The following is a 21,451-nucleotide window of genomic DNA, read 5'->3' as shown; positions in this document are numbered from 1 at the left end:
CGTCAGGGTTTATTTGATATGCCCGCTTTTATAAAATCTACAAAAGATAATAAAAAACTATATGGAAAGACCGCATTTTGTTTAAAAATATACCTTAAGTTGATGGATGTGTGGTGCTACCCCATGACCATCAACTTAATAATTTTATAAAACCCCCAGGATGAAAATTTTGTGTATTTCTGATAGAGGGCAACTTATTTTTTCGTTTTGGGGAAGAATGTATTTCTTAACCTGATAGCGATGGGGTATAGCCGAGATACGTATAAAAACAGGCCATAGACTTACGTTTATTTCCAATTTCGTTTGAAATCAGCTATTATATTTTCATAAAATTACAGCTTAGATGATATTTAGCTAATTGTCTAAAGAAAATGTATGCATAGCTTTGCTGTGTGTTTTATCAATGTAGTTTTTGAATTTTAGAAACAAGAAAAGGAATCCTTAATAGCTTAAGGATTCTGCAACAGGAAAGAACAAATATATAATAATAAAAAGAATTACTTATATTATAATTTTTAAAAAAGACAAATATGTTGAGAAAACTCGGAATGGATTGAATATTTATATGTGCTTATTTATAATTAATTAAGAGTTGGAGTAGTAATCTGTCATCTGTTCCTTTTTTAAAGAAGATTGATCTCAATCTTCTATTTTTTTGTGTTTTTTCCTCTTCTCTCGAAAAAAGGAAAAAGAATTACTTAAGAATTTTGGAAATTACTTGCTTGTAGACTAGTTGTTGCTTACCATGAACCATTATTAGGACGGTAATTTTATCTGTTGCAAGGATCTGCCCACGTACTGGAACACCATTCCCTAAAAATACAGTTACTTCCCCTTTTTTCTCTTTCAATTGTTCATACATATCTTCTTGTAAGTTATACATGAAATACGCACCCTATTTGTATCTACTTTTCTTTTAATACTTGCTGCCGCTCATTGTTATCTATTTGTATTTCCCATTCACCTTCTATTTTTCTAAACCATTTTCCTATTTTGCTTACATAATATTTTTTCACTTCACCATTTGGAATCCATATTTCTTGTTCCTGTATTTGACTCATCACTTCATGAAGAATCTCATCATGCTCGTTTTTTCTAGGTTTTCGATGATGCGTTCTTACAAACTGTATGTATTCCCTACGTAACCAATTAGAAATATGATCTTTTTGTTTTTGCCGGAGATGTGACCACTTTTTATTAGTCTGAAGGAGTTTTCCGTTTACCATTGTATGGTTTTTCATCAACACTCATCCCCTTTTACCTTCTAAATGCATATATACAATTATCGTATCACATTTAAATTAATATACGGCTCTAGATACATATTTCGAAAGAAATCTATCCTAAATAAAAATAATATCTCCATTTCACATAAAGTAGTATCCAAAATAGACGAGACCGAATCCATTAAGCGAATTAATTAGAGAGTCCCACCAATAAAACGCGAGTTTCGTACGCTAAGGATTTATTTCTTTAAAGAACTTGGTTTTTTCATACGTTAAGAAGGTTCCTTAAATGGTCGTTTTTAGAATTTGATAATCGAGTATATTTTATTGAAAATTTAGGGTTGACCATAAAACCAATATCCGATATATTGGTTTTATGAAAAAAGATATTATTAAACCCATTAAACGTATGTCATTTAGAGATGAAGTATATCTAACTTTGAAAAAAGCAATCGTTACATTAGAGCTGCAACCGGAGCAACGCTTAAATGACAAAGAATTAGCAGAAGAATTTGGAATTAGCCGTACTCCAGTTAGAGAGGCGTTGAAACGTCTTGAGGATGAAGGACTTGTTGAATCTATTCCTGGTTCAGTTACTCGTGTTGCACCATTAAATATTGAGGAGGCGAAACACGCATTTACTGTGGTAGCAGTTTTACATTCGTTAGCTGCTCGTTTAGCAGTACCATTATTAAAAGAATCGGATATTCAAGAATTAGAGTTCAGTAATAAGGCTTTACTATTATCTATTGAGAAAAAAGATATTATAAAATCAATTGAAGCTGACGAGTTATTCCATAATGTTTTTTTAGATGTGGCAGGAAATCCTGAAATCATTCGTGCGTTAGAACGAAGTATATCTAAGATTCAACGTCTCGAAATTTCTCAGTTCACTTCGATAAATGGTCTAAAGTCAGTAGAACAACATCAGCAAATTATAGAGGCGTGTAAAAATAAAGATAAAGAAACAACAGCGCATCTTGTAGAACAAAACTGGTTAAGCCTTGAGAAATTAATGACTTATGAGGTAGATTAAAGTGAGAAATTTGCGTCCTCTTTTTTTAGGTATATGTGCTGCTTTCTTTTTTGCTTTCACATTTATATTAAATCGAGCAATGGAATTATCAGGTGGTAGCTGGATATGGAGTGCTTCATTAAGGTTTATTTTCATGCTGCCATTCCTTTTACTTCTTGTTATGAGTCGAAAAAAATTAAAAATATTATTACAAGTTATGAGAGAGGATTTAAGTGCATGGTTTTTATGGAGTTTTGTAGGTTTTGGTCTATTTTATGCTCCATTATGTTTTGCCGCTGCACATGCACCAGGATGGATTATTGCGGGGACATGGCAAGTTACTATTATATCAGGATCTTTGTTAGCTCCTCTTTTTATCCAAACTTATCATACCCTTCATTGGAATTATTAAGAAAAGAGGAAAAATTCCAATGAAGGGTATGAGTATGTCATTAATTATTCTTCTTGGTATTTTCCTTATGCAAATGGAACAAGCAAAATCGCTTGCTGTAAAAGATATTATGTTAGGTATTATCCCTGTTATTGTAGCTTCTTTTGCTTACCCACTCGGGAATCGTAAGATGATGGAGGTTTGTGGAGATCGTCTAGATGCTTATCAACGTGTCCTTGGAATGACATTAGCTAGCTTACCATTTTGGTTTTTATTATCCTTGTACGGTCTTTTTACAGCAGGAATACCTAGTAAGGAGCAAACTATGCAATCTATTTTAGTTGCTATTTGCTCTGGTGTAATTGCAACTATCTTATTTTTTAAAGCTACTGATATGGTTAAAGGAGATATGCAGAAACTTGCAACTGTTGAAGCAACACAATCTATGGAGGTCCTTTTTGCTGTTATTGGAGAACTAATCTTATTACATTCTTCATTCCCCTCTATTTTATCTTGGTATGGCATGTTTGTAATAATGCTAGGAATGATAGCACACAGTTATGTTTCCCATAAAGGTGAAACAGTGCATAACCAAAATATTAGTGCTTAATTGATATTTTAAAATGTACAGTATCAACCCTTTTCTAGCTAGTAAAAGTAATGTTATTATTATAAGTTTTATGTCAGAAATTAATTAAGTAAAAGAATATGAATAAAAGCCGATACCCTTAATATATAGGGAAATCGGCTTTTTCTTTATAAAATTTTTTCTTAGCTTCCTTTACATTAAAGGATTAGTTTGTATACTTGAGGAGATGTGCGGGACAGGTGTACATTTAGGATGATCTAATATTTTCCATTCGAATATGATAGAATAGAAGTATATCCAAAATGGAGGAATAGCAAATGAACTCAAACACAAAACAGTTTATTTATGATATCCAGCAAAGAAAGAACAATTATATAGAAAATGCTTTAATAGCAATACAGCACCCTAAAAAAGAGCAATCTGAACAGGTCATTCAAAATATAGTAGAAAAGATGGATATGATGATTAGTCTAGTTACTACGTACATGAAGATTGAATCAGGATCTACGGAAGAATTAAAAGAACTTCAGAAAGAAATTATCCATGCTCAAGCATATATCCAAAAAAGAAAATTTGAAGAAATACAGAGATAAACCCCTGTGTTTTTCTTTGGACGTCTATTAAACCAATTTTTTATAAATCAAATTACATGTAATTTGATCATTGTTTTGGCATAATCCATACAATTTGTTGAATTCGTACAATATACGGTACCGTATATTCAATGAGCAAATGATCTGGTTTCACATCCTTTAACTTTCCTCTTACATTACCTCTTACAGTTTCAATAACCACATGTTTACCCATTACTGATTGTAATGTCTGATATACGTAGGGATTAGGCACACTTACCATATTTTATTCACTAACGTCATTTCCCTCCAAATAACTCACTCTATAAGACTCCCTTCTAACTTTCATTCTTTCTCCTAATATATGATATAAATCTTATATATATGCTAGAAGGATAATTCATTATAGGAACGGGAATAACATTTTAATAAGGTACGGTTTCTATTCCTAAATTGCTAAAAAACTATTTATATAAAGTTACTTTTACTAGTTAACAGATGATGATATAGGGATATTTTGAATGTACATCTAGTTTATTCCTTTCAGGATATGTATCATTTTAAATACGCCCTTTATTTGAATATTGCTCATGCTTTTTTGAGGTTCTTTAGTAATACGAGCGTTAAGTAAAATTACTAACAATAAAAACACTACATATTTTCCTCCTGTAGCTCCTATGATAACTACACTACTACAAACAAATAAAATTAATAGGAGAAACGAAATAAATACGGTTATAGTTCTTTGACATCTTCTCGTATTTTCTGCGTTCTTTCCTTGCATCCATTTAAATTCCTCCTTTAAATTATCTATTTCACTTTAAATAATGCCTTAAAATCCTCTTTTTTCACCCTCTATTCCTATCATGTGGTATCAGCCTTCCTTTTTAGTAATACTTTAGTAAACTAGACAACAAAAATGATATAGTCTAACATCTGTAAACGGTTTGCAGGATTCCGATTAGTTTTCATAAAAAATCTGTTGTTTTCGTTGAAATGGATAAGTTGTAATCTCATCTGCATCTAAATTTTCATGAAACAAATTGACAGCTGTAATCTGCCGACACTCATAGGTATGGTAATAATAAGTGCCTGATTCCATGCACATTGCGCTGGTATAGATGGTATTATCTAATACTCCTTCTTCCGTTATCACTCCACCTTTAGGAAGCTCGCAAGTTGATAAGATATGAAAAACTGCCGATACCCCCTCCTCTTCGTTATCTATACCTTGGATATTTTGTTTGCCATATGCTGCCCGAACAAATCTTGATGGTGGGGTAAAATCACCCGGAAGCCCTATTGAACCTGAACCTTGTCCAAAAGCACTTAATGATAAATCCCCCCATTGTGTAGACTCATAGGGCTGCGATCTAAGACCAATATATTGTCTTAAATTTTGAAGATGCCAGTTAAACTCTGGACTATTGGTCATTACCCCTAACGGATTGTCATACACTTTTAGCCCCTCAGTTGTCGGCTCTAGTACAATACATTCTCCCCATTTATCCGCTATAATCCAATGTAGTGGCGGAGTAAGTCCTAAAATAGGTAATGGTACATCCAAAAAAGAAATACTATCAACAGACTTTCTTAACTCTTCAATAGAATTGAACTGCGTGAGACTCCAAGCCACAAAATCAAATGGAGCCAGATTCGTTTTATTGTCATCTATACTTTCATTATAAGTGGCGAAACCTGGGAAATAGAGTGTTGCACAAGTCATACCTGCTTCATTTACTCCATCTGCCAGAATGACCCTTCCTTGATAGTTAATCCCCATCCCGACAACTGCTTGTTTCGTTTCGATGGTTTCACCTGTTATATTGTTCCATCGATAACTTCGAGGAACTATTATTACTTCTTGATTGAAATCTAATGTAAAATCCATCGTTCTTGCAAAAAGATGTTGACCGTTTTTTGTCTGTAATGTCAAACTAGTACACATAAAGAACACCCCTTTGTTTAGTTTATTTAAACAAAAACCCATTTAATTGCTATCCTTAAGTTGATAGGCACGTATCTTTTTTCTTACTCATATTTATTGATACTCCTTTCAAAATTTGAATTTTCTAATACAATAAGTCCATTACTATAAGGAAAATAAAAATGATCAAAGAGATTACTAATCTCCTTTATGATTCCCCCTAACAAGTTAAAAAGCTATTATAAACAAACTTCAATAAAAGATACTTTCTCCCTCCTTTTTTATTACTGGATTTTTAAGTGGTTGGATGTTATCTAAAACAGAATTATTTATTGCATATGCTTCTTTCTAATTAACTAAATCCCCTGGTGAATAAAAATAAATGTTTGATGTGAATGTGTTAGATTTATTAAATGGAATGCAAGCAGTACTTACTTCTATTATTGAGTGCCAAATAAATAATTAATAAAAAATTAGGGGTTATCTGGAATATGTTTAGAATCACTTATTTTGCATTTTTCTTATTCTCCTATTTAAAAGGTATTTACTATGTAATTGTGCATATTAACCAAATACTTAACAAACTCAATATTACATGTGGTAAAATATATGAGAAAGGTACTTTCTATAAAGTAGGTTCTTAGACCAGAAGCCATAACGCATCTTATATTCATGATGTAGCGTTACTGTTATCACCCATACATATGTAAACTATTTTTCAAATGAAGTCTATTGGTGTCTAGGATCCTGTTTTATAGGAAGTGTTTTTATGGGATGGGGAACATATATAGGAACATGGTTCAAGTTAAAGAAAAGGCACTCCTAGGAGTGCCTTTTCTTTAACTATTTAAATGTGCGAACGCTTTCAAAACTATTGGATATAAATTGATGTACGCATTGTATTAAATAGTGCATTTATAGATGTCTTTTGGTACTCAAACGTTCCTTGTGTGAAAAGCATAGTAATAAAACTGAAGTGGTTCTGTAGATTTTTAGTACGGATGGCTCCAACTAAATCTTAGTAAACATTATTCGATTGAGGATATATCAAAAATTCAATTAATGTTAAAAGCTAGTTAACTCAATGTTAGGTGATTTTCTTTAAAAAGATTTCTACATTTCTTTGGTAACGTACCTCTCCTTTCATACAAAAAACTGAACATTATTACATCAAAAAGGTTCTTTATCAAAGCATGTGGAATTAGCACATATGCAGGTTTTTATAAATGAAGAGGTGATTGTGTTGAAGTATTTAACAAAAGCAAAAAACTCATCAACAATTCTGAGAGGGTATTTGGAATCCTATCCGTTAACTTCATTTTTTGTAATGGCATATTTATTTTCATGGGTTGTATTAATTCCATTTATCTTCTCACAATGGGGTATTTTCCCTAAAACAAAAGTATTTGATATTTTCTTTTTTGCCAATGCATTTGCAGGCCCTATGTTAGCAGCGTGTATCATGTTTCGAACTCTTGAAGGCAAAGAGGCATGGAAAAAAGTTAGAAAAAGCATTCTCACTACTAAGGTCGGTTTAAAGTGGTACTTGTTTACTCTCATCGTTATCCCCGCTGCAATGTTTCTAGGTATGGTGATATTAAATGGAGAGGTACCTACTTTCCGTGACCTTAATTTTGAATTTTTTATAACCTATCTTTTCTCTTTTGTAGCAATTTTCTTTCTCGGTGGACCTTTACCGGAGGAAATCGGATGGCGTGGTTTCGCTCTGCCCCGATTACAATCGAAATTTGGACCGTTAAAAGCTACATTACTACTTAGTGTTTTGTGGACTTTTTGGCATCTTCCACATTTCTTAACAGCTGCACAAAGGGGTGGCCCAGGTTCTGACCTTTCTCTCCTATATATTCACTTGCCAATTTTTATTTTACTATGTTTGCCGATCTCAATCATTCTTACTTGGGTCTATAACTGCAATCACGGTAACTTATTTATTGTCATGCTAATTCATGCGAGTGTAAATACGTTTAGTTTGGCACAAACTCATTCCACCAACCCTATTTTAAAGAATACAGATATATTTGTAGTGATAGGATTGGGATTTGTCGCTTTACTTATTCTTATTTTCACACGAGGCAATCTGGGATATAAACAAACTTTTAATGAAGTAGAGTACAGTAAAAATGAAAATATAAGTAAATAGAAAAAAATCATAGAATAATAGGTTAATGACAATAGTGTACCGCACTACTATCAAGTTATAAATCATATTCTTCTTCAAAAAAACGTGCTTCTTTATTCAAGCTAAAATACAATTGTTTGCAAAGAGATTCTCAGATATTTGGTATCATATACCCTGGAGAAATAGGATTTTTTCAACAGGAAAATAATTTATAGTGGAAAGAGTATAATCATATTGATTATACTAATGTGTTTTGAATTGTACCTTTAAGGAGGCGCTGTCGATGAGAAAATATTTATATTTAATTTTGAAAAAAAACAAGAGGATAACGTACCACTAACCCCTAAAATACGTGCTTCCTCTTCAATATTGGAAGGAGAGTATCAGATTGAAGAAACTTTATTTAAAGGCTATTGACAAAAATAATTGGGAAGAAGCAATTAGGCTGTCAGTTAAAGAAGAACAACAAACATTTATTGCATCCAACCTTTATTCTATCGCAGAAGTTCAATTTCTAGATAATTTCTATGCAAAAGGGATTTATTTTGATGAGAAAATGATAGGATTTACTACGTTTGGGATAGATCCTGATGATAATAATTATTGGATTTATAGACTTATGATTGATGAAAAATTTCAAGGGAAAGGTATAGGTAAACAAGCTATATATCTGGTAATTGATGAGATAAGAAGAAATAATAATGCAAACATTTCTATAATAATGATTGGATATGCTCCTGAAAACCTTACAGCTAAATTTGTATATAAAAAAGCAGGATTTATTGAAACGGAATTATCATCTTGGGGTGAACAGTTAGCTAAGTATTCCTTGTAAGCACTTGAATCTTTTAGACTTATTAAAGAAAAGAGTCTGATAGTATAGTAATGCAGATAGGAAATAATTAAACTTTTTTCAAACACGAATTTTTTCTATTCTTAATGGTTCTAATATACAAATAAAAAGTAGGAGGAGCCTATCGTGATAGACTCCTCCTAAAATACAACTCCCGTATACATATCGGAAATGAATTTATTTTACTAATAATGAATATTCACCGTTTTTATCATCGAATTTATATACATTTAAATAATATTTCCCTGGTTTCGCTACGACTTTTCCCTTTATAGTATTTCCTTCATCTTCACCACAAGCTACATAATTTTGCATGTCTGATTCATGATAAAGTACCCATGTCATCCCAATATTTTGTTCATTTACCACAGAAATCTGTTTCAATAAATGATTGATGTAGATGGAAAGGAATACATGAATGAACTATAAAGTAATTTATGTATATTAATTAATAATTACTTATTAATATTTATTTTCAGAAAAGAGGAACTTATTTTGTGGATCTTTACATAAAGTAATACTATAAAAAATAAGTTCCAAATAACACTAGGGATCCATGGTGGAATCCATTTTATACTGTTTTTATATGAAAAATTCTCTTCAAAACGCAAATAAAAAAGGGCAATTTCAGCCCTTTTTTATTTATAAATCCTCTATATCATATTCAGTATATCCCTCATAATAATAACTAATATCAATGCCTTTCATGAATACTTCACGACTATTAATTTTATCTACTAGTGCATTTTTGAGTAAATGCTTAATTTCAATATCTTTAATCGGGCTGCGTTCCATTGCCAGTAAATAATCTTCTTTATCAATCCTATTCCAGTCAACCACCTGTTGAATTTCATTCTTAAAGATTAAATCTAACCATATTCTAGTCGCTCTACCGTTTCCTTCTCTAAAAGGATGAGCAATGTTCATTTCAACATACTTTTCAACGATTTCATCAAAGGTTGTTTGTGGCATAGTATTTATATGTTCTAGTGAATGGCTTAGATACATAACAGGAGCAAATCGAAAGTTCCCCTTCGCTATGTTAACCTTTCGAATCTTCCCAGCAAAGAAATAAATATCTTCAAATAGATAATTATGAATGTCAGAAAGACCCTTAAATGTGCCAACTTCTATGTGGTTTATTTCTCCTGAATCATATAAATCTTTGGCTTTCATTTTTGATAGTCGTTCTTCCACTCGATTCAATTCCAACTGATTTTTGATACCTAATTTATTTTCTAGCACGGTCATTCTCCTCTTTTTCTGCCATTAATTCTTTTAGCATATCCAAATCTTCTTGTGTGGCTAAATTCTTGATGAAACTTCTAGCCATAGTTTTATAATTGAGATATTTCGTTTGTTCTGGATTACGTTTTTTATAGTTTTTTGTGGCTTCATTTTGCGCCTTGCTATATGCCATTCTCTCCCTCACTTTCAAGTATATAAGCATATTATATATGACTTAGTAATATATTCAAGCGAAAGAAAAGCTAGTGCCGAAGCCCTAGTCTAACACTATACCAAATATATAATTTTAAATTTTATCATTTCACAATATTTATCTTTTTAGAATAATCTCTCATATGTAATCAAGATTTTTCACTCTCTGTAAAAAGTGATTTATGTTCTACTGGAGAAGAAAGCACTATTAAGGTTGTAGGCTTTCCATACTCTAAGCACAAATTAATATAGTCTTCAAGTGTATGTACTGATTCTGTCACTACCTTTGTTAGATAACTGTATAAACCGGCAATACGATGGCATTCGACTACATCTGGATGTTCCATTGCAAATTTTTTATATTTGTTGCAATCTCTTGGTTCCATTAAAACAAACGCGGTAATATGTTTTTTTAATTCTTTCGGATTAACAATCGTACGATAACTTATAATGACACCCTGTTCCTCTAGTCTTCTGACTCGCTCTGTAACAGAGGGGGAACTCAAACCTACCAGCTTTCCTATTTCAACCATACTTAAACGTGCATTTTCCTGAAGATGTGAAAGAATTTTTAAATCTGTTTGATCCATTAATGTATCTCCCCTTGATTAATTAAGAATACAATTAATAATTCTTAAATTTTTTAAGAAAATTATAATTAATACATAAATTATAGCATGTTATCTTTTTTTAAAACTTTATATAATTGATATCAATTAACGAAAGAGAGGCTGAGTATCTTGACACAACAATCATTGAAACGTTCAATTACTTGGGTACAAGGGACTGCATTAACCATAGGGGCTGTGTTGGGTTGTGGAATTCTTATATTGCCCTCAATTACTGCAAATAGCGCTGGACCAGCTTCGCTTTTATCTTGGGTTATCATGTCTATATTAGCTTTTCCCATTGTCGCAACTCTGGCGCATCTTGCTAAAATGATTCCTAGTGCAGGAGGAATTACAGCTTATGTTCAAATGGCATTTAATGCAAATACGAGTGCAATCCTAGGATGGATTATGTTAGGATCTATTCCTATTGGATTACCTATTATCGCTTTAACAGGTGCCCATTATATTGGTTATGTTTTTCCAATAAGTAATGCAGGAGTTATAGGCATCGCGGCAGTAATTTTGATTACTTCTTTACTCTTACATATTAAAGGAATTGAGTTATCATCAAAAATAAGTGTGTTTGTCATTTGTATAATTTCACTTCTAATAATTGTGGCTGTTGTCGTTTCTATCCCCTATGTAAAATTAAGTTCTTTTACACCTTTTGTACCAAACGGATGGTCTTCTGTTGGAGCTTCTTCTGTAATTATCTTTTTCTCATTTGTAGGATGGGAGATGATAACCCCATTAGCTGAAGAGTTTAAAAGACCTGCTAAAGATATTTCCATTAGTCTATTTTTAGGGGCAATTTGCATCTCAATTATGTACATTGCAATATCTTTTGTAACAATAGGGACTCACTCATATGGTGATAAGAACCAGATAGCTTCCCTTAGCATTCTAATATCAAAAGGATTAGGATCAATAGGTACATATATAACCACTATTTTAGCAATTTTCATTTCGTTTAGTGCTGTACATGCTAACATTGCAGGTTTTTCAAGAATGATTTACGCCCAAGCTAGAGAAGGACATTTCCCTTCCTTCTTTGCTAAATTACATTCTAAATTCCAAACTCCAACTAGGGTTTTACTAGTTTTAGGCGGAATTTTTAGTTGTATTTTAATTTTTTATGGTATAGCACGACCAAATTTAGAGATGCTTCTAAAAGGCCCTAGTGTAATTTTTATTACCTCGTATATTTTTACAATGCTAGCTGCTCTTAAGTTATTAAAAGTTCAAGATATAGGTTGGTGGATGGCCTTCCTATCTTTAGTTATATGTATTTTTGTATACTCATTTAGTGGTTGGGCGATTTTCTATCCAGTAATCTTATCATTCATAGGTGGGATCTATATACTTATGAATAAAAGGTCCAGCACAGTAATCAATCATCAATTAGATACACCTAATGAAAAATAGTTTCATAATCTCTATAAACTAATTCTACAAATTATATAATGTTATTAACACTATCAGATTGGAATAGATATAAATTCTGCTAACTTATAATTAACTCAAATTAATTTTATGAAATATGAATAATTATGTGTATTCAAGAAAAAACCAGGATAACTTTTTAAAATCATCCTGGTTTTTTCTGTATAAAATGAATTTCGTTATTTTATTTATTTCCCCAATTATATATTTCTTCAAAATGAATAAACAAACATATACATTATTTAATTATGTAAAAAATATATAATTAAATACCCCTATAAACTATATAAAGTTTAAATCAGCATATCAGCGAAAGTAGATCCAACGTTGTTTTTACGCTTCATATGCTTTTCTAAATATATTTTAGTCGTTTGAATATTTTCATGGCCAAGTGTTTGCATTAAATGATATAAATCTGCATTACCTTGTTCTACTGCCATAATTGCGAAAGCATGACGGAATGTATGCGCCGTTACTGGATTTTCACGATACAGTAGAAACTCTAAGTTTGTCTTTTTTATCATATCTGTTACTTGATTCGATAGTGTTTTAGAGTTATAAGTATTTCCTCTTTGATTTATAAATAACGGACTCTCATCCCCTTTTTCCAATACCGTTTGGCATCTCCTTCTCCGCCTCATTTCACAAATACACTGGTATAAGTGTTCCGAAATGAAAAGTTCACGCACTTTATCTCCTTTTCCAGTGACTTTTAACCAGTACTTTCCGTCATAATGTAAATCTTTCACTCTCGCGGTGCACAATTCTTGAATTCTTGCACCAGTACTTGCCAGAGCAAGTAAAATTGTATAGTTTACTAAATGTCCTCTTTCTTTATAAAACCCTAAAATTTTCATAACCTCATCATAGGATAAGTCCCGATTTGGCCGATCCTGCTCATTTACATTTGCCCGCTGCAGTTCTTCATGAAGAGGCTTTTCAATATAAGAAAATACATGAAGATGTTTTAGAAAAGAACGAATGAGTACTGTTTTCTTTGCAAGTGTTGCGACTGCATATGTGTCACCATTCCTACCGTTCTCTACCCGTTTCAGCCAAGAATTGTATTTACGAATATTCCAAGGTTGCAATGTTTTCAATAAAGAGTCATTTTTCTGTACCTCTTCCCCATTCAATTCAAATTCTTCTGCATGCTGCACCATGCACTGACAAAATGACAAGATTTCAGAAACATAACTCTTTTTCGTATCCTCTTTTCTATTCTTCTTCTCATCCATATCTTTTTGTAAATGTACGAAATGATAAATAACTTCCAGGTCACTTAAATACGTATATTTACTCTTTCCCTCTTTTTCTGCAACCTCCATTTTCTCTTCCAATTTATCCACATAACTATCGTTATACAGAAATGGAACTACATCTCTTAAATTCTCTACATATGTATCTATATATTCACTTTGTTTATTTATAATAAATAAATTTTCTTTTTCATTTTTATTATCCATATTTCAAATTCACCTCTCCTATTGAAGATTATAATAATAATTCTCTTTATTACCTATAATTATTATTTTATTTTACTTCTATTAATTATACAAATGATAATTCATTTTCTTTCTGTAAGAACGCTACATTCTTCTCTATTTACTTATAATTATATTTTTTTATAATTTATTATTAAATAGATATCTTTTAACAATTAAATAATTAAAATACATAGTGATTTTATAATAAAAATAACTATAATAATTCATTAACATATAGATTGAATGAAAAATATTTCTAAACGATAACAATGCATACTATATTTAATAAAATCTATTTCTTATTTTAAATATAAATCAGATTCTGATATGATATATACATACCTAAAATATTAACAAACGATAGTTATGGAGGTGTCCTTTTATGACACAAGATTTATTGTTCATTACAAAACCTACTGTAACGACCAAAGAGGCAGCTGACTTATTAGGAGTAACGGTACAAACAATTTTAAAAAAAGAAAAAGATGGATTAATAGAATGTGTATATAAAGATAACTGGAAGCAATTCGGTAGTAAGATTTTCTATTTAGAGGATATTGAACGTTTACAAAATGAAAATAAGGTTAAAGGCCTTAGCACAAAAGAAGTAGCTGAAATTCTTAATGTTGCACCATCTACTATCTTTACATACATCAAATCTGGAAAATTACCCGCCACAATGGTAGAAAAAAGAGGAAAACAAGTATATCTTATCGATGAGGAAGAACTAGAGATTTTTATGCTTGATTATGAAAAAACCAAAACAAAAGAGCGAAAAACATTCATTACGAAAATTCAAAATGAAGATATATACTTATATCAATTATTAACACATCAACATAACGGAAAAACAGCTAGGGTAATAGAGATCAATGGAGCAGACGGTAAGATTCTTACAGAAGACGAGGATATTTTCCCTCTATCCACTTATAAACAACATGATTACACCTTTGAACCATTCATTAAAAAAGCGGTAATTACAAAACGAGGGTATTTATCTTTTTCCTTTAAAAAACCTCAATTATTTAATTCCATTACTTATAATCTAATAAACTTATTTTATAAGGAGCTAGGTATCACAAATATGAGATTGAGTATTTCAGCAGATACTATCAAATTAGAAATTAAACCTTTCGTATTACAAGTAGATCCATTGCAGTTTCAAGAAGAGATTAAGTACTTACATTCTCATATGAAATCTGGCACGATTCTTCCACATGTAGAAGGTATTTACTTTAAAAGTAATGTAGAGCCATTAACTTTTCATGCAGATCATGAATTTAAGCAAAAAGTAGTTCAAATGGCAGCGGAAGCTGGTATGAGACAGGAAGAATTCTTATTGCAAGCTGTAAAATCTTATATAACAAATTTAAAAAAACACTAAATCTACTACTTATTAAAAGAAGCGTAGAAATAAGATCTTTCTACGCTTTTAAAATATTTGTCACTCGCAATGAATACAACAAAGGGAAAATATCATAAAATTAAAATGTACATTTCCTATTTTTGCAAATTAAAGGGATCTATACCCAAAAATGTATAATTTATTTGTATATAATTATATAAAAGCGATTAATTCTTTATAGATTACTCAAAATAGTCACTTAACTTAAACTAGCTATGAATTATAAACCTAAAAATCAAATAAGCTACCGCTATAATAGGAATAGAATTTCAGTATCCAAGAGTTCGTTATATCAGAATTTAACGAACTCTTGGATGATGGTCAGTTCATCTCCCCTTCTATTATTGTACTGTACAAAGATATGAAACTCTAAACTATTTAGACAAGAAAGTCTAAACTTTTGTTTTTGGAACTTGATTGGGACAAGAAAATCTAAACTAAAGCTTTTTTAGATTTACATGCTAAACCAAAAAAAATTTCATTTTGCGGATTAAATGTACTATACGTATAAACGTTTCAAAACTTGTTTCATTTCTGAATTAATATTAATAATTGAACTAATCTCTTTTGCTGATTGTTCGAGATATTTTAATTTATACTTAAAAAACTACACCCTATATAGAATGTAGTTTTTTATCGAGGTTATTACTTCTTATTTAATTTCTTTAATATATTTTCTGGAATCTCTTCTTTTTTAATAACTGAAATATCATGCATTCTTGTATCACTTCCCCTTTTCGCAGCTTTAATATATGTGCCAATAGGGAATTTGTTATCTGACCCAAAACCTAAGTCTATTTTATTTAAACTCTCATCATATCCAATTAAATCATATGAATAATGAATTACATCTTTAGGGGCCTTAGTGTCTCTTTTAGCTTCTTCTTTCACTACACCATATACATCTATCGCACTTACAAACGGACTATAACGATTCCATTGCTCGCAGCCAGCCAATCCAATACTAAATAGCATAGATAACATTATTATAAAAAATCTATTTCTCATTCTTATTCAATCCCACTGTAATTTATAGTTCTATAAAAATAGCGTACAGACGTACATATATGGATTGTTCTCCTAAGATTGCTTCTTAGTTTGTATATCCCTTACAGGCATTAATCCACTTTAAATATTTTGAGTATCGTTCTAGTTCTTCTATTGTTAATTCAATAGCACTATTTCCACTTCCACAAGCAGGAAAAACAGTTATAAATCTTTGTAGTGATACATCCAAATACACTTCTACATCTTTATTTACAGCAAACGGGCAAACACCACCTATTGCATGTCCAATTAACTCTTCCACTTTGTTTGCATCGACCATCTTAGCTTTAACACCAAACTGTTCCTTGTATTTACGATTATCAATTTTAGCATCACCTGCAGTTACTATTACTAAAACACGATCTTCTATTTGAAAAGATAAAGTCATTGCGATTCTTTGAGGTTCACATTGTAACGCTTTTGCTGCTAATTCAACTGTTGCACTAGATTCTGTTACCTCTATAATTCTATCTTCCATACCATATTGTTTAAAATAGGAAATAACTTTTTCTAATGACATTTTACGGACCTTCCTTTCCCTTTTGGGGTATCATGTTAATGTGAGCTTTATAAATATATTAAGATTTATTTATATATCCTCTAAATAAATGTTTTACATATCTGTTTGGATATAAATCATTAATCATTGCATACGGACTATTTTCATATTTATGTTTCAATACGCCACGTAAACGATACTTTGCAATTAATGCGTTATTCCAATTCTGTTTGATTTCTTCTTCGTTCCAATTTAAAATGTTTGTTACTAAATATCTTGTTACTCTTTAGCCATTTCATTATTTTCATCTAATTTCCAAGTGTTTGGCGGGAATCTATTTCTTTTTCCATCTAATATCTCCTGATAAATTTCCTCTATAGTAATTGCTTTAATCTGCATTTCACAAGTTGCATTCCTTTCCTGGAGTTTGAATTAAGAAAATTCCGACTTTATGATGTGAGTTAATACTATTACTTTGCTCTTCTAGTGAAAAATTTCAATAAAGCTTTACATGAAAATACAGGTTGGTATCTATAAAATGATTCATATTGCCACTGATCATTATTGGAAAGTTTAAGAGCTTTACATTTGGTTTGATTATCATTGAAATCGTTCTTTTTATTCATATATTCTTCTCCATGTAATGCAAGTATTATAATTGAAAGTTAAATTTTAATACTTGCTGAATATGTCTAACACTAGCATGTGATTTTAGTATTAATTATTATTTTTAAGGGGAAATTTCATTTATAATTAGCTTATTGGCCCTGAATTTCGAAGATAGAATCAATTTCCACTGTGATATTCATGGGTAGCTGATTCACTCCAATTGCCGCTCGGGCATGTTGACCTTCCACTCCAAAGATATCATGTAATAATTTTGAAGCAGCATTAATAACAATATGTTGTTGATTGAATTCAATTTCACAATTCACAAAGGCTTGTAGTTTCACTACATTTACAATACGGTCTAAATCACCAATATACTCTTTGACTGCTGCCAGTGTATTAATAATACAAATTCTTGCTGCTTCTTGTGCTTCTTCTAAGGTTCTTTCTCCACCGACTTTTCCTGTATAAGCGGGTGTACCATCTATAAATGGAGCTTGTCCTGAAACAAAAAGGGAATTCCCTAATTGTTTGACAGGTACGTATAATGCTTTAGCAGGCGAAGTATTAGTTAATATAATACCTAGTTCTTCCATTCTTTGTTCTATTTTCATGTTCTAGCCTCCTTTTTATTAAATTTGAATCTCACCAATGGCATATACAACTGCTGTTCCCGCAATCTTTACTCTGTCTCCCTCATGTTTACAATATAATGTTCCGCCTCGGTCAGACAGCTGCCTTGCTACCATTTCATCTTTACCAAGACGTTGTGCCCAAAATGGGATGAAACTACAATGCGCTGAACCGCAAACTGGATCTTCATTTACATTTAGTTTTGGAAAAAAAACTCTGGAAACAAAATCATATTTAGCACTTCTGGCAGTAACTGATACGGCTAATCCTTCTGTTAGCTCCTTCATTTTCGCAAAATCAGGAGTTAGATTTTGAACATCCTCTTCATTTTCTAATATGAAGATCAAATCTCTACCTAAGTAGCTTTCAATAGGGTTTATTCCAATGGCTTTAACCATCTCATCTGTTAATGTAATCTTTTCAGGCATTCTGCTTGGGAAATCCATCTCATAAAGATTACCGTTCTTGGATACAACAAGTTTTCCGCTCTTTGTTAGAAATATAATTTCCTCAATACCTTTTTCATAATAATTTGCAATAACGTATGCTGCTGCTAAAGTTGCATGGCCACATAGATCAATTTCTCCTCCAGGAGTAAACCATCTTAGTTGATAGCACTCCACTTCTTTTACAGTATAAGCTGTTTCAGACAGATTATTTTCTATCGCAATTTTTTGCATCATCTCATCTGAAATCCAATCTTCCATGATACAAATTGCTGCAGGGTTTCCTTCAAATATGTTTTCTGCAAATGCGTCTACTACATAATATTTCATTACATATACCTCCATAGTGTCCCATTGTGTATTAAGATCAAATGATTATGATGTTTTTATCTCAACATCGGAACACCTTTAGGTGCCTCAGTATGTTCCGAAAGTACGTTCCTTATTTCTTGAGATAAAGGAATTGATTTTTGTGATTGAAAATTAAAATGAACTAAAATAACTTTTCCTCTTGCAATCCAATTTTGATTTTCATCTTGTATAACATGTTCAACTTGAAAACTTGCATTACCAATTTTGCTAATCCATGTAGAAACAACTAATTTTTGACCATAAACCACCTCACGAATAAAGTCACATTGAGTTGAAGCAACAATTAAATTCCAAGATTCTATTTTTAGACTCGGGTTAAAAATTTTAAAGAGGTCATTTCTTGCTTCTTCAAAATACGTAAAATAATTTGAGTTGTTTACATGTCCTAAAGAATCACATTCACTAAAACGTACAATAGTATCGTGTTTAAACATAATATCTCCCCTTTTAAGCGTGATAATATTGCAATCTCTGACTACCTAAAAAATTATTTGATCAAAATTAAATATTTGCATGAATCTTAAAAATCACGTATATTGCCTCTATACTATAAGTCTCGTTTAATTCACATTACTTAATGGGTTATAAATATAAATCGCTTTTGTGCGAGATAATTAAATTATCATCACATATGGGTATCATTTTAAGTAAAGACGTTTAACCTAATACTTATTAATAGAGCTATTACCTCCTTTCGCATTTTAAATTTTATTTTAAAAATCCCTTGAACTACTTGTATGTTATATCGAAACCCTATATAACACGCAACCGCCTTCTATAACACTGAAAGGAGATTTAATATGCATTTTGAAATTCAACGCAATAGTGAAATTTCACTTTCCAGCCAAATATATCTATCTATTGTGGATCATATACGTTCTGGTTTTCTACAAGAAGGAACACAATTACCTTCTATACGCACACTTACAAAACAATTGAAGGTGAGTCTAGTAACAGTAGCAAAAGCATATAAGAAACTCGAGGAAGATGGCTTCGTTACTTCTATTCAAGGGAAAGGGTCTTTTGTTAATCCCGAAAGAAAAGAAGTTGTTAATCGACAACCAAAAGTTTCACCTTATAATTGGCAGCACTCAATTCAGGATTACTTACCTAGATCTCAATTTTCTCGTTTTCATCAAGTTCCAGAAATGATTCAATTATCATCTTCAATGATTGATCCCAGGTTATTTCCTAACCGCTTTTTAGAACAAGAAGTTCAAAAAATATTTGTTCATAATCCAAGGATCTTATCCCAGTATGCAGAAGTTCAAGGAGATCTTGAACTAAGACATGCAATGGCTGCATATTTAAAAAGAACTGATATTACTACGGATCCAGATAATATATTAGTTACAAATGGCTCTCAGCAAGGAATCGGTCTAATTGCTCGAACATTTATCGGGCCTGATGATGTGGTTATTATGGAGGCTCCTACTTATCCAGGAGCAATCGATGTTTTTCGTGGGAGAGGTGCTACAGTCCTTACCGTTCCAATTGATAAAGATGGCATGAGGATAGATATTCTTCAGAGTTTATGCGATAAATATAAACCAAAGGTTATATATACAGTCCCTACTTTTCATAATCCAACAGGTGTTATCACAACTGCCAAAAGGCGTAGACAGATTCTTGATATAGCCCAAAGTAGCAATAGCATAATTATAGAAGATGATCCATGGAATGAAATTTACTATAGTAAAAAACCACCGATTCCTATAAAAAGCTTAGATGATTCCGGGCATGTTATTTATTTAAAAGGTTTAAGTAAAACATTTGCACCTGGTTGCAGAATTGGGGTTTTAGTTGCTTCTGGTTCCATATTTAATCGATTGTTAGCAGCAAAAGCTAACGCAGATTTGGGTAGTCCTTTACTCACTCAGAAGATGATTTTACCGTTTATTAAATCAGAGAAATCAATGGAGCATATAAAAAAGTTACGAACTGCTTTGAAATTACGAAGAGATCTAGTTTTAGATTTATTATCAAAGTATGCTCCTTCTGAAGTTTCATGGTACACTCCTGAAGGAGGATTAAATCTTTGGATTAGTCTTCCTGAGTGGGTAGATACAAATTCTATTCTTTTAGAAGCACAAAAGAAAAAAGTGACATTTTTGCCTGGTTCAGCTTGTTATCCTGTAGAATTAGAAACTCATCATATGAGATTAAGTTTTTCTTATATGAGTGAACAAGAATTAAAAGAGGGTGTTAAAGTTTTATGTCATATATTCCATTCGGTTATTTCATCGAAGACAACTCATGACAATTCACCATTCTTTTAATTACAGTATGGTGCCAAATGATTAGTAGTTCAAAAAATCTATTCAATCTTATAAATATAACAATAGGACTGCCTCATTTAAAAACATATAACCTTATCAAAAAACAACTTGTAGCTAGACTACAAGTTATTTTTTGATAGTAATAAGATTAAGGGTTAGATGTTAAATAATTTAAACTGAAAAATCAAGATTTTATACATATGTTGGTTGGTATAACTAATAGAAAAGTTTAGCGATAATTAAATAGACAGTGTTGTATTAAGACAAAATCCATTTAGATACTTGTATGTTACATTGGAACCATATATAACACTCCCCCCCATTTATAACACTGAAAGGAAATTCAAAATGTATATAATGATGCTACTCATAAGACCCATACATTACGGATAATTACATCTATAAATTCAGATTTTCAAATTCCGAACTCTCTCTTTTTATTTACTTTTCCTCCGTATATTACAGAA

20 protein-coding genes and 5 pseudogenes are annotated in these 21,451 nt (G+C 31.4%); 8 read left to right on the top strand and 17 right to left on the bottom strand.

What is annotated here, in order from left to right; translation table 11 throughout:
- Positions 1-694 precede the first annotated feature (694 nt).
- Entirely contained in the window at positions 695-883 is a 189-nt protein-coding gene (gene hfq, locus MR168_RS14835; RefSeq protein WP_086412715.1) for an RNA chaperone Hfq, read from the bottom strand.
- A 22-nt stretch (positions 884-905) separates the two neighbouring features.
- Complete coding sequence (locus MR168_RS14830; RefSeq protein WP_000788719.1) at positions 906-1,241, bottom strand: hypothetical protein; 336 nt, start codon at positions 1,239-1,241, stop codon at positions 906-908.
- A 361-nt stretch (positions 1,242-1,602) separates the two neighbouring features.
- Between MR168_RS14830 and MR168_RS14825 the strand changes: the two genes are divergently transcribed.
- From MR168_RS14825 to MR168_RS14815, 3 genes and pseudogenes are all read left to right on the top strand, one after another.
- On the top strand, positions 1,603-2,262 hold the full coding sequence (locus tag MR168_RS14825; protein ID WP_000710778.1) for a GntR family transcriptional regulator: 660 nt from the start codon (positions 1,603-1,605) through the stop codon (positions 2,260-2,262).
- A 10-nt stretch (positions 2,263-2,272) separates the two neighbouring features.
- A pseudogene (locus MR168_RS14820) lies at positions 2,273-3,242 on the top strand (DMT family transporter).
- Positions 3,243-3,538: 296 nt separating this feature from the next.
- Positions 3,539-3,814, top strand: a complete 276-nt coding sequence (locus tag MR168_RS14815) for a hypothetical protein (RefSeq protein ID WP_086412716.1) — start codon at positions 3,539-3,541, stop codon at positions 3,812-3,814.
- A 67-nt stretch (positions 3,815-3,881) separates the two neighbouring features.
- Here the strand turns inward: MR168_RS14815 and MR168_RS14810 are convergent, their stop codons facing one another.
- The 4 genes and pseudogenes from MR168_RS14810 to MR168_RS14795 all read right to left on the bottom strand — a co-directional run.
- Positions 3,882-4,076, bottom strand: coding sequence for a YuzF family protein (locus MR168_RS14810; protein WP_000255396.1), 195 nt, complete (start codon positions 4,074-4,076; stop codon positions 3,882-3,884).
- A 277-nt stretch (positions 4,077-4,353) separates the two neighbouring features.
- A pseudogene (locus MR168_RS14805) lies at positions 4,354-4,581 on the bottom strand (hypothetical protein).
- A 173-nt stretch (positions 4,582-4,754) separates the two neighbouring features.
- Complete coding sequence (gene bsh, locus MR168_RS14800; protein WP_000337607.1) at positions 4,755-5,741, bottom strand: choloylglycine hydrolase; 987 nt, start codon at positions 5,739-5,741, stop codon at positions 4,755-4,757.
- Between the two features lie 850 nt (positions 5,742-6,591).
- Positions 6,592-6,669 (bottom strand): annotated as a pseudogene (locus MR168_RS14795) (DUF4879 domain-containing protein); the annotation flags it as partial.
- Between the two features lie 261 nt (positions 6,670-6,930).
- On the opposite strand from MR168_RS14795, the gene MR168_RS14790 reads away from it, so the two are divergent.
- Together MR168_RS14790 and MR168_RS14785 are read left to right on the top strand one after the other, a co-directional pair.
- Positions 6,931-7,881, top strand: coding sequence for a CPBP family intramembrane glutamic endopeptidase (locus MR168_RS14790; RefSeq protein ID WP_065845740.1), 951 nt, complete (start codon positions 6,931-6,933; stop codon positions 7,879-7,881).
- 367 nt (positions 7,882-8,248) lie between these two features.
- Positions 8,249-8,695, top strand: a complete 447-nt coding sequence (locus MR168_RS14785; protein WP_000737862.1) for a GNAT family N-acetyltransferase — start codon at positions 8,249-8,251, stop codon at positions 8,693-8,695.
- A gap of 195 nt (positions 8,696-8,890) precedes the next feature.
- On the opposite strand, the pseudogene MR168_RS14780 reads toward MR168_RS14785, so the two are convergent.
- From MR168_RS14780 to MR168_RS14765, 4 genes and pseudogenes are all read right to left on the bottom strand, one after another.
- Positions 8,891-9,088 (bottom strand): annotated as a pseudogene (locus MR168_RS14780) (pre-peptidase C-terminal domain-containing protein); the annotation flags it as partial.
- Positions 9,089-9,355: 267 nt separating this feature from the next.
- On the bottom strand, positions 9,356-9,964 hold the full coding sequence (gene fic / locus MR168_RS14775; protein ID WP_033667260.1) for a protein adenylyltransferase Fic: 609 nt from the start codon (positions 9,962-9,964) through the stop codon (positions 9,356-9,358).
- Entirely contained in the window at positions 9,945-10,133 is a 189-nt protein-coding gene (locus tag MR168_RS14770; protein WP_000331757.1) for a hypothetical protein, read from the bottom strand. The genes fic and MR168_RS14770 overlap by 20 nt, the downstream gene beginning before the upstream one ends.
- Positions 10,134-10,302: 169 nt before the next feature.
- Entirely contained in the window at positions 10,303-10,743 is a 441-nt protein-coding gene (locus MR168_RS14765) for an Lrp/AsnC family transcriptional regulator (RefSeq protein ID WP_000372880.1), read from the bottom strand.
- 150 nt (positions 10,744-10,893) lie between these two features.
- On the opposite strand from MR168_RS14765, the gene MR168_RS14760 reads away from it, so the two are divergent.
- Positions 10,894-12,189, top strand: a complete 1,296-nt coding sequence (locus tag MR168_RS14760) for an APC family permease (protein ID WP_000193984.1) — start codon at positions 10,894-10,896, stop codon at positions 12,187-12,189.
- 311 nt (positions 12,190-12,500) lie between these two features.
- On the opposite strand, the gene MR168_RS14755 is transcribed toward MR168_RS14760, so the two are convergent.
- Positions 12,501-13,673, bottom strand: a complete 1,173-nt coding sequence (locus tag MR168_RS14755; RefSeq protein WP_086412717.1) for a tyrosine-type recombinase/integrase — start codon at positions 13,671-13,673, stop codon at positions 12,501-12,503.
- Between the two features lie 403 nt (positions 13,674-14,076).
- On the opposite strand from MR168_RS14755, the gene MR168_RS14750 reads away from it, so the two are divergent.
- Positions 14,077-15,078 carry a helix-turn-helix domain-containing protein gene (locus tag MR168_RS14750; protein ID WP_000189827.1) on the top strand — a complete coding sequence of 334 codons (1,002 nt, stop codon included), beginning with the start codon at positions 14,077-14,079 and terminating at the stop codon, positions 15,076-15,078.
- Positions 15,079-15,744: 666 nt separating this feature from the next.
- Here MR168_RS14750 and MR168_RS14745 read toward each other — a convergent pair.
- From MR168_RS14745 to MR168_RS14720, 6 genes and pseudogenes are all read right to left on the bottom strand, one after another.
- Positions 15,745-16,074: a YxeA family protein gene (locus MR168_RS14745; RefSeq protein WP_240522932.1), complete on the bottom strand. Its 330-nt coding sequence runs from the start codon at positions 16,072-16,074 to the stop codon at positions 15,745-15,747.
- A gap of 118 nt (positions 16,075-16,192) precedes the next feature.
- On the bottom strand, positions 16,193-16,666 hold the full coding sequence (locus MR168_RS14740; RefSeq protein ID WP_086412718.1) for a YbaK/EbsC family protein: 474 nt from the start codon (positions 16,664-16,666) through the stop codon (positions 16,193-16,195).
- Positions 16,667-16,745: 79 nt separating this feature from the next.
- Positions 16,746-17,044 (bottom strand): annotated as a pseudogene (locus MR168_RS14735) (DUF4046 domain-containing protein); the annotation flags it as partial.
- A gap of 359 nt (positions 17,045-17,403) precedes the next feature.
- Positions 17,404-17,868: a RidA family protein gene (locus MR168_RS14730; protein ID WP_086412719.1), complete on the bottom strand. Its 465-nt coding sequence runs from the start codon at positions 17,866-17,868 to the stop codon at positions 17,404-17,406.
- 18 nt (positions 17,869-17,886) lie between these two features.
- On the bottom strand, positions 17,887-18,663 hold the full coding sequence (locus tag MR168_RS14725) for a PhzF family phenazine biosynthesis protein (protein WP_086412720.1): 777 nt from the start codon (positions 18,661-18,663) through the stop codon (positions 17,887-17,889).
- Positions 18,664-18,719: 56 nt separating this feature from the next.
- Positions 18,720-19,139 carry an acyl-CoA thioesterase gene (locus MR168_RS14720; protein WP_000472449.1) on the bottom strand — a complete coding sequence of 140 codons (420 nt, stop codon included), beginning with the start codon at positions 19,137-19,139 and terminating at the stop codon, positions 18,720-18,722.
- Between the two features lie 366 nt (positions 19,140-19,505).
- On the opposite strand from MR168_RS14720, the gene pdxR reads away from it, so the two are divergent.
- On the top strand, positions 19,506-20,984 hold the full coding sequence (gene pdxR, locus MR168_RS14715) for a MocR-like pyridoxine biosynthesis transcription factor PdxR (protein ID WP_086412721.1): 1,479 nt from the start codon (positions 19,506-19,508) through the stop codon (positions 20,982-20,984).
- Positions 20,985-21,451: the final 467 nt, after the last annotated feature.

The organism is Bacillus cereus group sp. BfR-BA-01356 (genome assembly GCF_022663635.1).
GTDB lineage: Bacteria > Bacillota > Bacilli > Bacillales > Bacillaceae_G > Bacillus_A > Bacillus_A cereus.
This window is presented reverse-complemented; position numbering and strand designations above follow the sequence as displayed.

Bases quoted from the DNA above. Each gene is read 5' to 3' on its own strand.
- MR168_RS14730 (WP_086412719.1), bottom strand. From the start codon at position 17,868: ATGAAAATAGAACAAAGAATGGAAGAACTAGGTATTATATTAACTAAT.
- MR168_RS14750 (WP_000189827.1), top strand. From the start codon at position 14,077: ATGACACAAGATTTATTGTTCATTACAAAACCTACTGTAACGACCAAA.
- MR168_RS14815 (WP_086412716.1), top strand. From the start codon at position 3,539: ATGAACTCAAACACAAAACAGTTTATTTATGATATCCAGCAAAGAAAG.
- MR168_RS14825 (WP_000710778.1), top strand. From the start codon at position 1,603: ATGAAAAAAGATATTATTAAACCCATTAAACGTATGTCATTTAGAGAT.
- MR168_RS14720 (WP_000472449.1), bottom strand. From the start codon at position 19,139: ATGTTTAAACACGATACTATTGTACGTTTTAGTGAATGTGATTCTTTA.
- MR168_RS14745 (WP_240522932.1), bottom strand. From the start codon at position 16,074: ATGCTATTTAGTATTGGATTGGCTGGCTGCGAGCAATGGAATCGTTAT.
- MR168_RS14740 (WP_086412718.1), bottom strand. From the start codon at position 16,666: ATGTCATTAGAAAAAGTTATTTCCTATTTTAAACAATATGGTATGGAA.
- hfq (WP_086412715.1), bottom strand. From the start codon at position 883: ATGTATAACTTACAAGAAGATATGTATGAACAATTGAAAGAGAAAAAA.
- pdxR (WP_086412721.1), top strand. From the start codon at position 19,506: ATGCATTTTGAAATTCAACGCAATAGTGAAATTTCACTTTCCAGCCAA.
- MR168_RS14830 (WP_000788719.1), bottom strand. From the start codon at position 1,241: ATGAAAAACCATACAATGGTAAACGGAAAACTCCTTCAGACTAATAAA.
- MR168_RS14765 (WP_000372880.1), bottom strand. From the start codon at position 10,743: ATGGATCAAACAGATTTAAAAATTCTTTCACATCTTCAGGAAAATGCA.
- MR168_RS14790 (WP_065845740.1), top strand. From the start codon at position 6,931: ATGCAGGTTTTTATAAATGAAGAGGTGATTGTGTTGAAGTATTTAACA.
- MR168_RS14755 (WP_086412717.1), bottom strand. From the start codon at position 13,673: ATGGATAATAAAAATGAAAAAGAAAATTTATTTATTATAAATAAACAA.
- MR168_RS14770 (WP_000331757.1), bottom strand. From the start codon at position 10,133: ATGGCATATAGCAAGGCGCAAAATGAAGCCACAAAAAACTATAAAAAA.
- fic (WP_033667260.1), bottom strand. From the start codon at position 9,964: ATGACCGTGCTAGAAAATAAATTAGGTATCAAAAATCAGTTGGAATTG.
- MR168_RS14725 (WP_086412720.1), bottom strand. From the start codon at position 18,663: ATGAAATATTATGTAGTAGACGCATTTGCAGAAAACATATTTGAAGGA.
- MR168_RS14810 (WP_000255396.1), bottom strand. From the start codon at position 4,076: ATGGTAAGTGTGCCTAATCCCTACGTATATCAGACATTACAATCAGTA.
- bsh (WP_000337607.1), bottom strand. From the start codon at position 5,741: ATGTGTACTAGTTTGACATTACAGACAAAAAACGGTCAACATCTTTTT.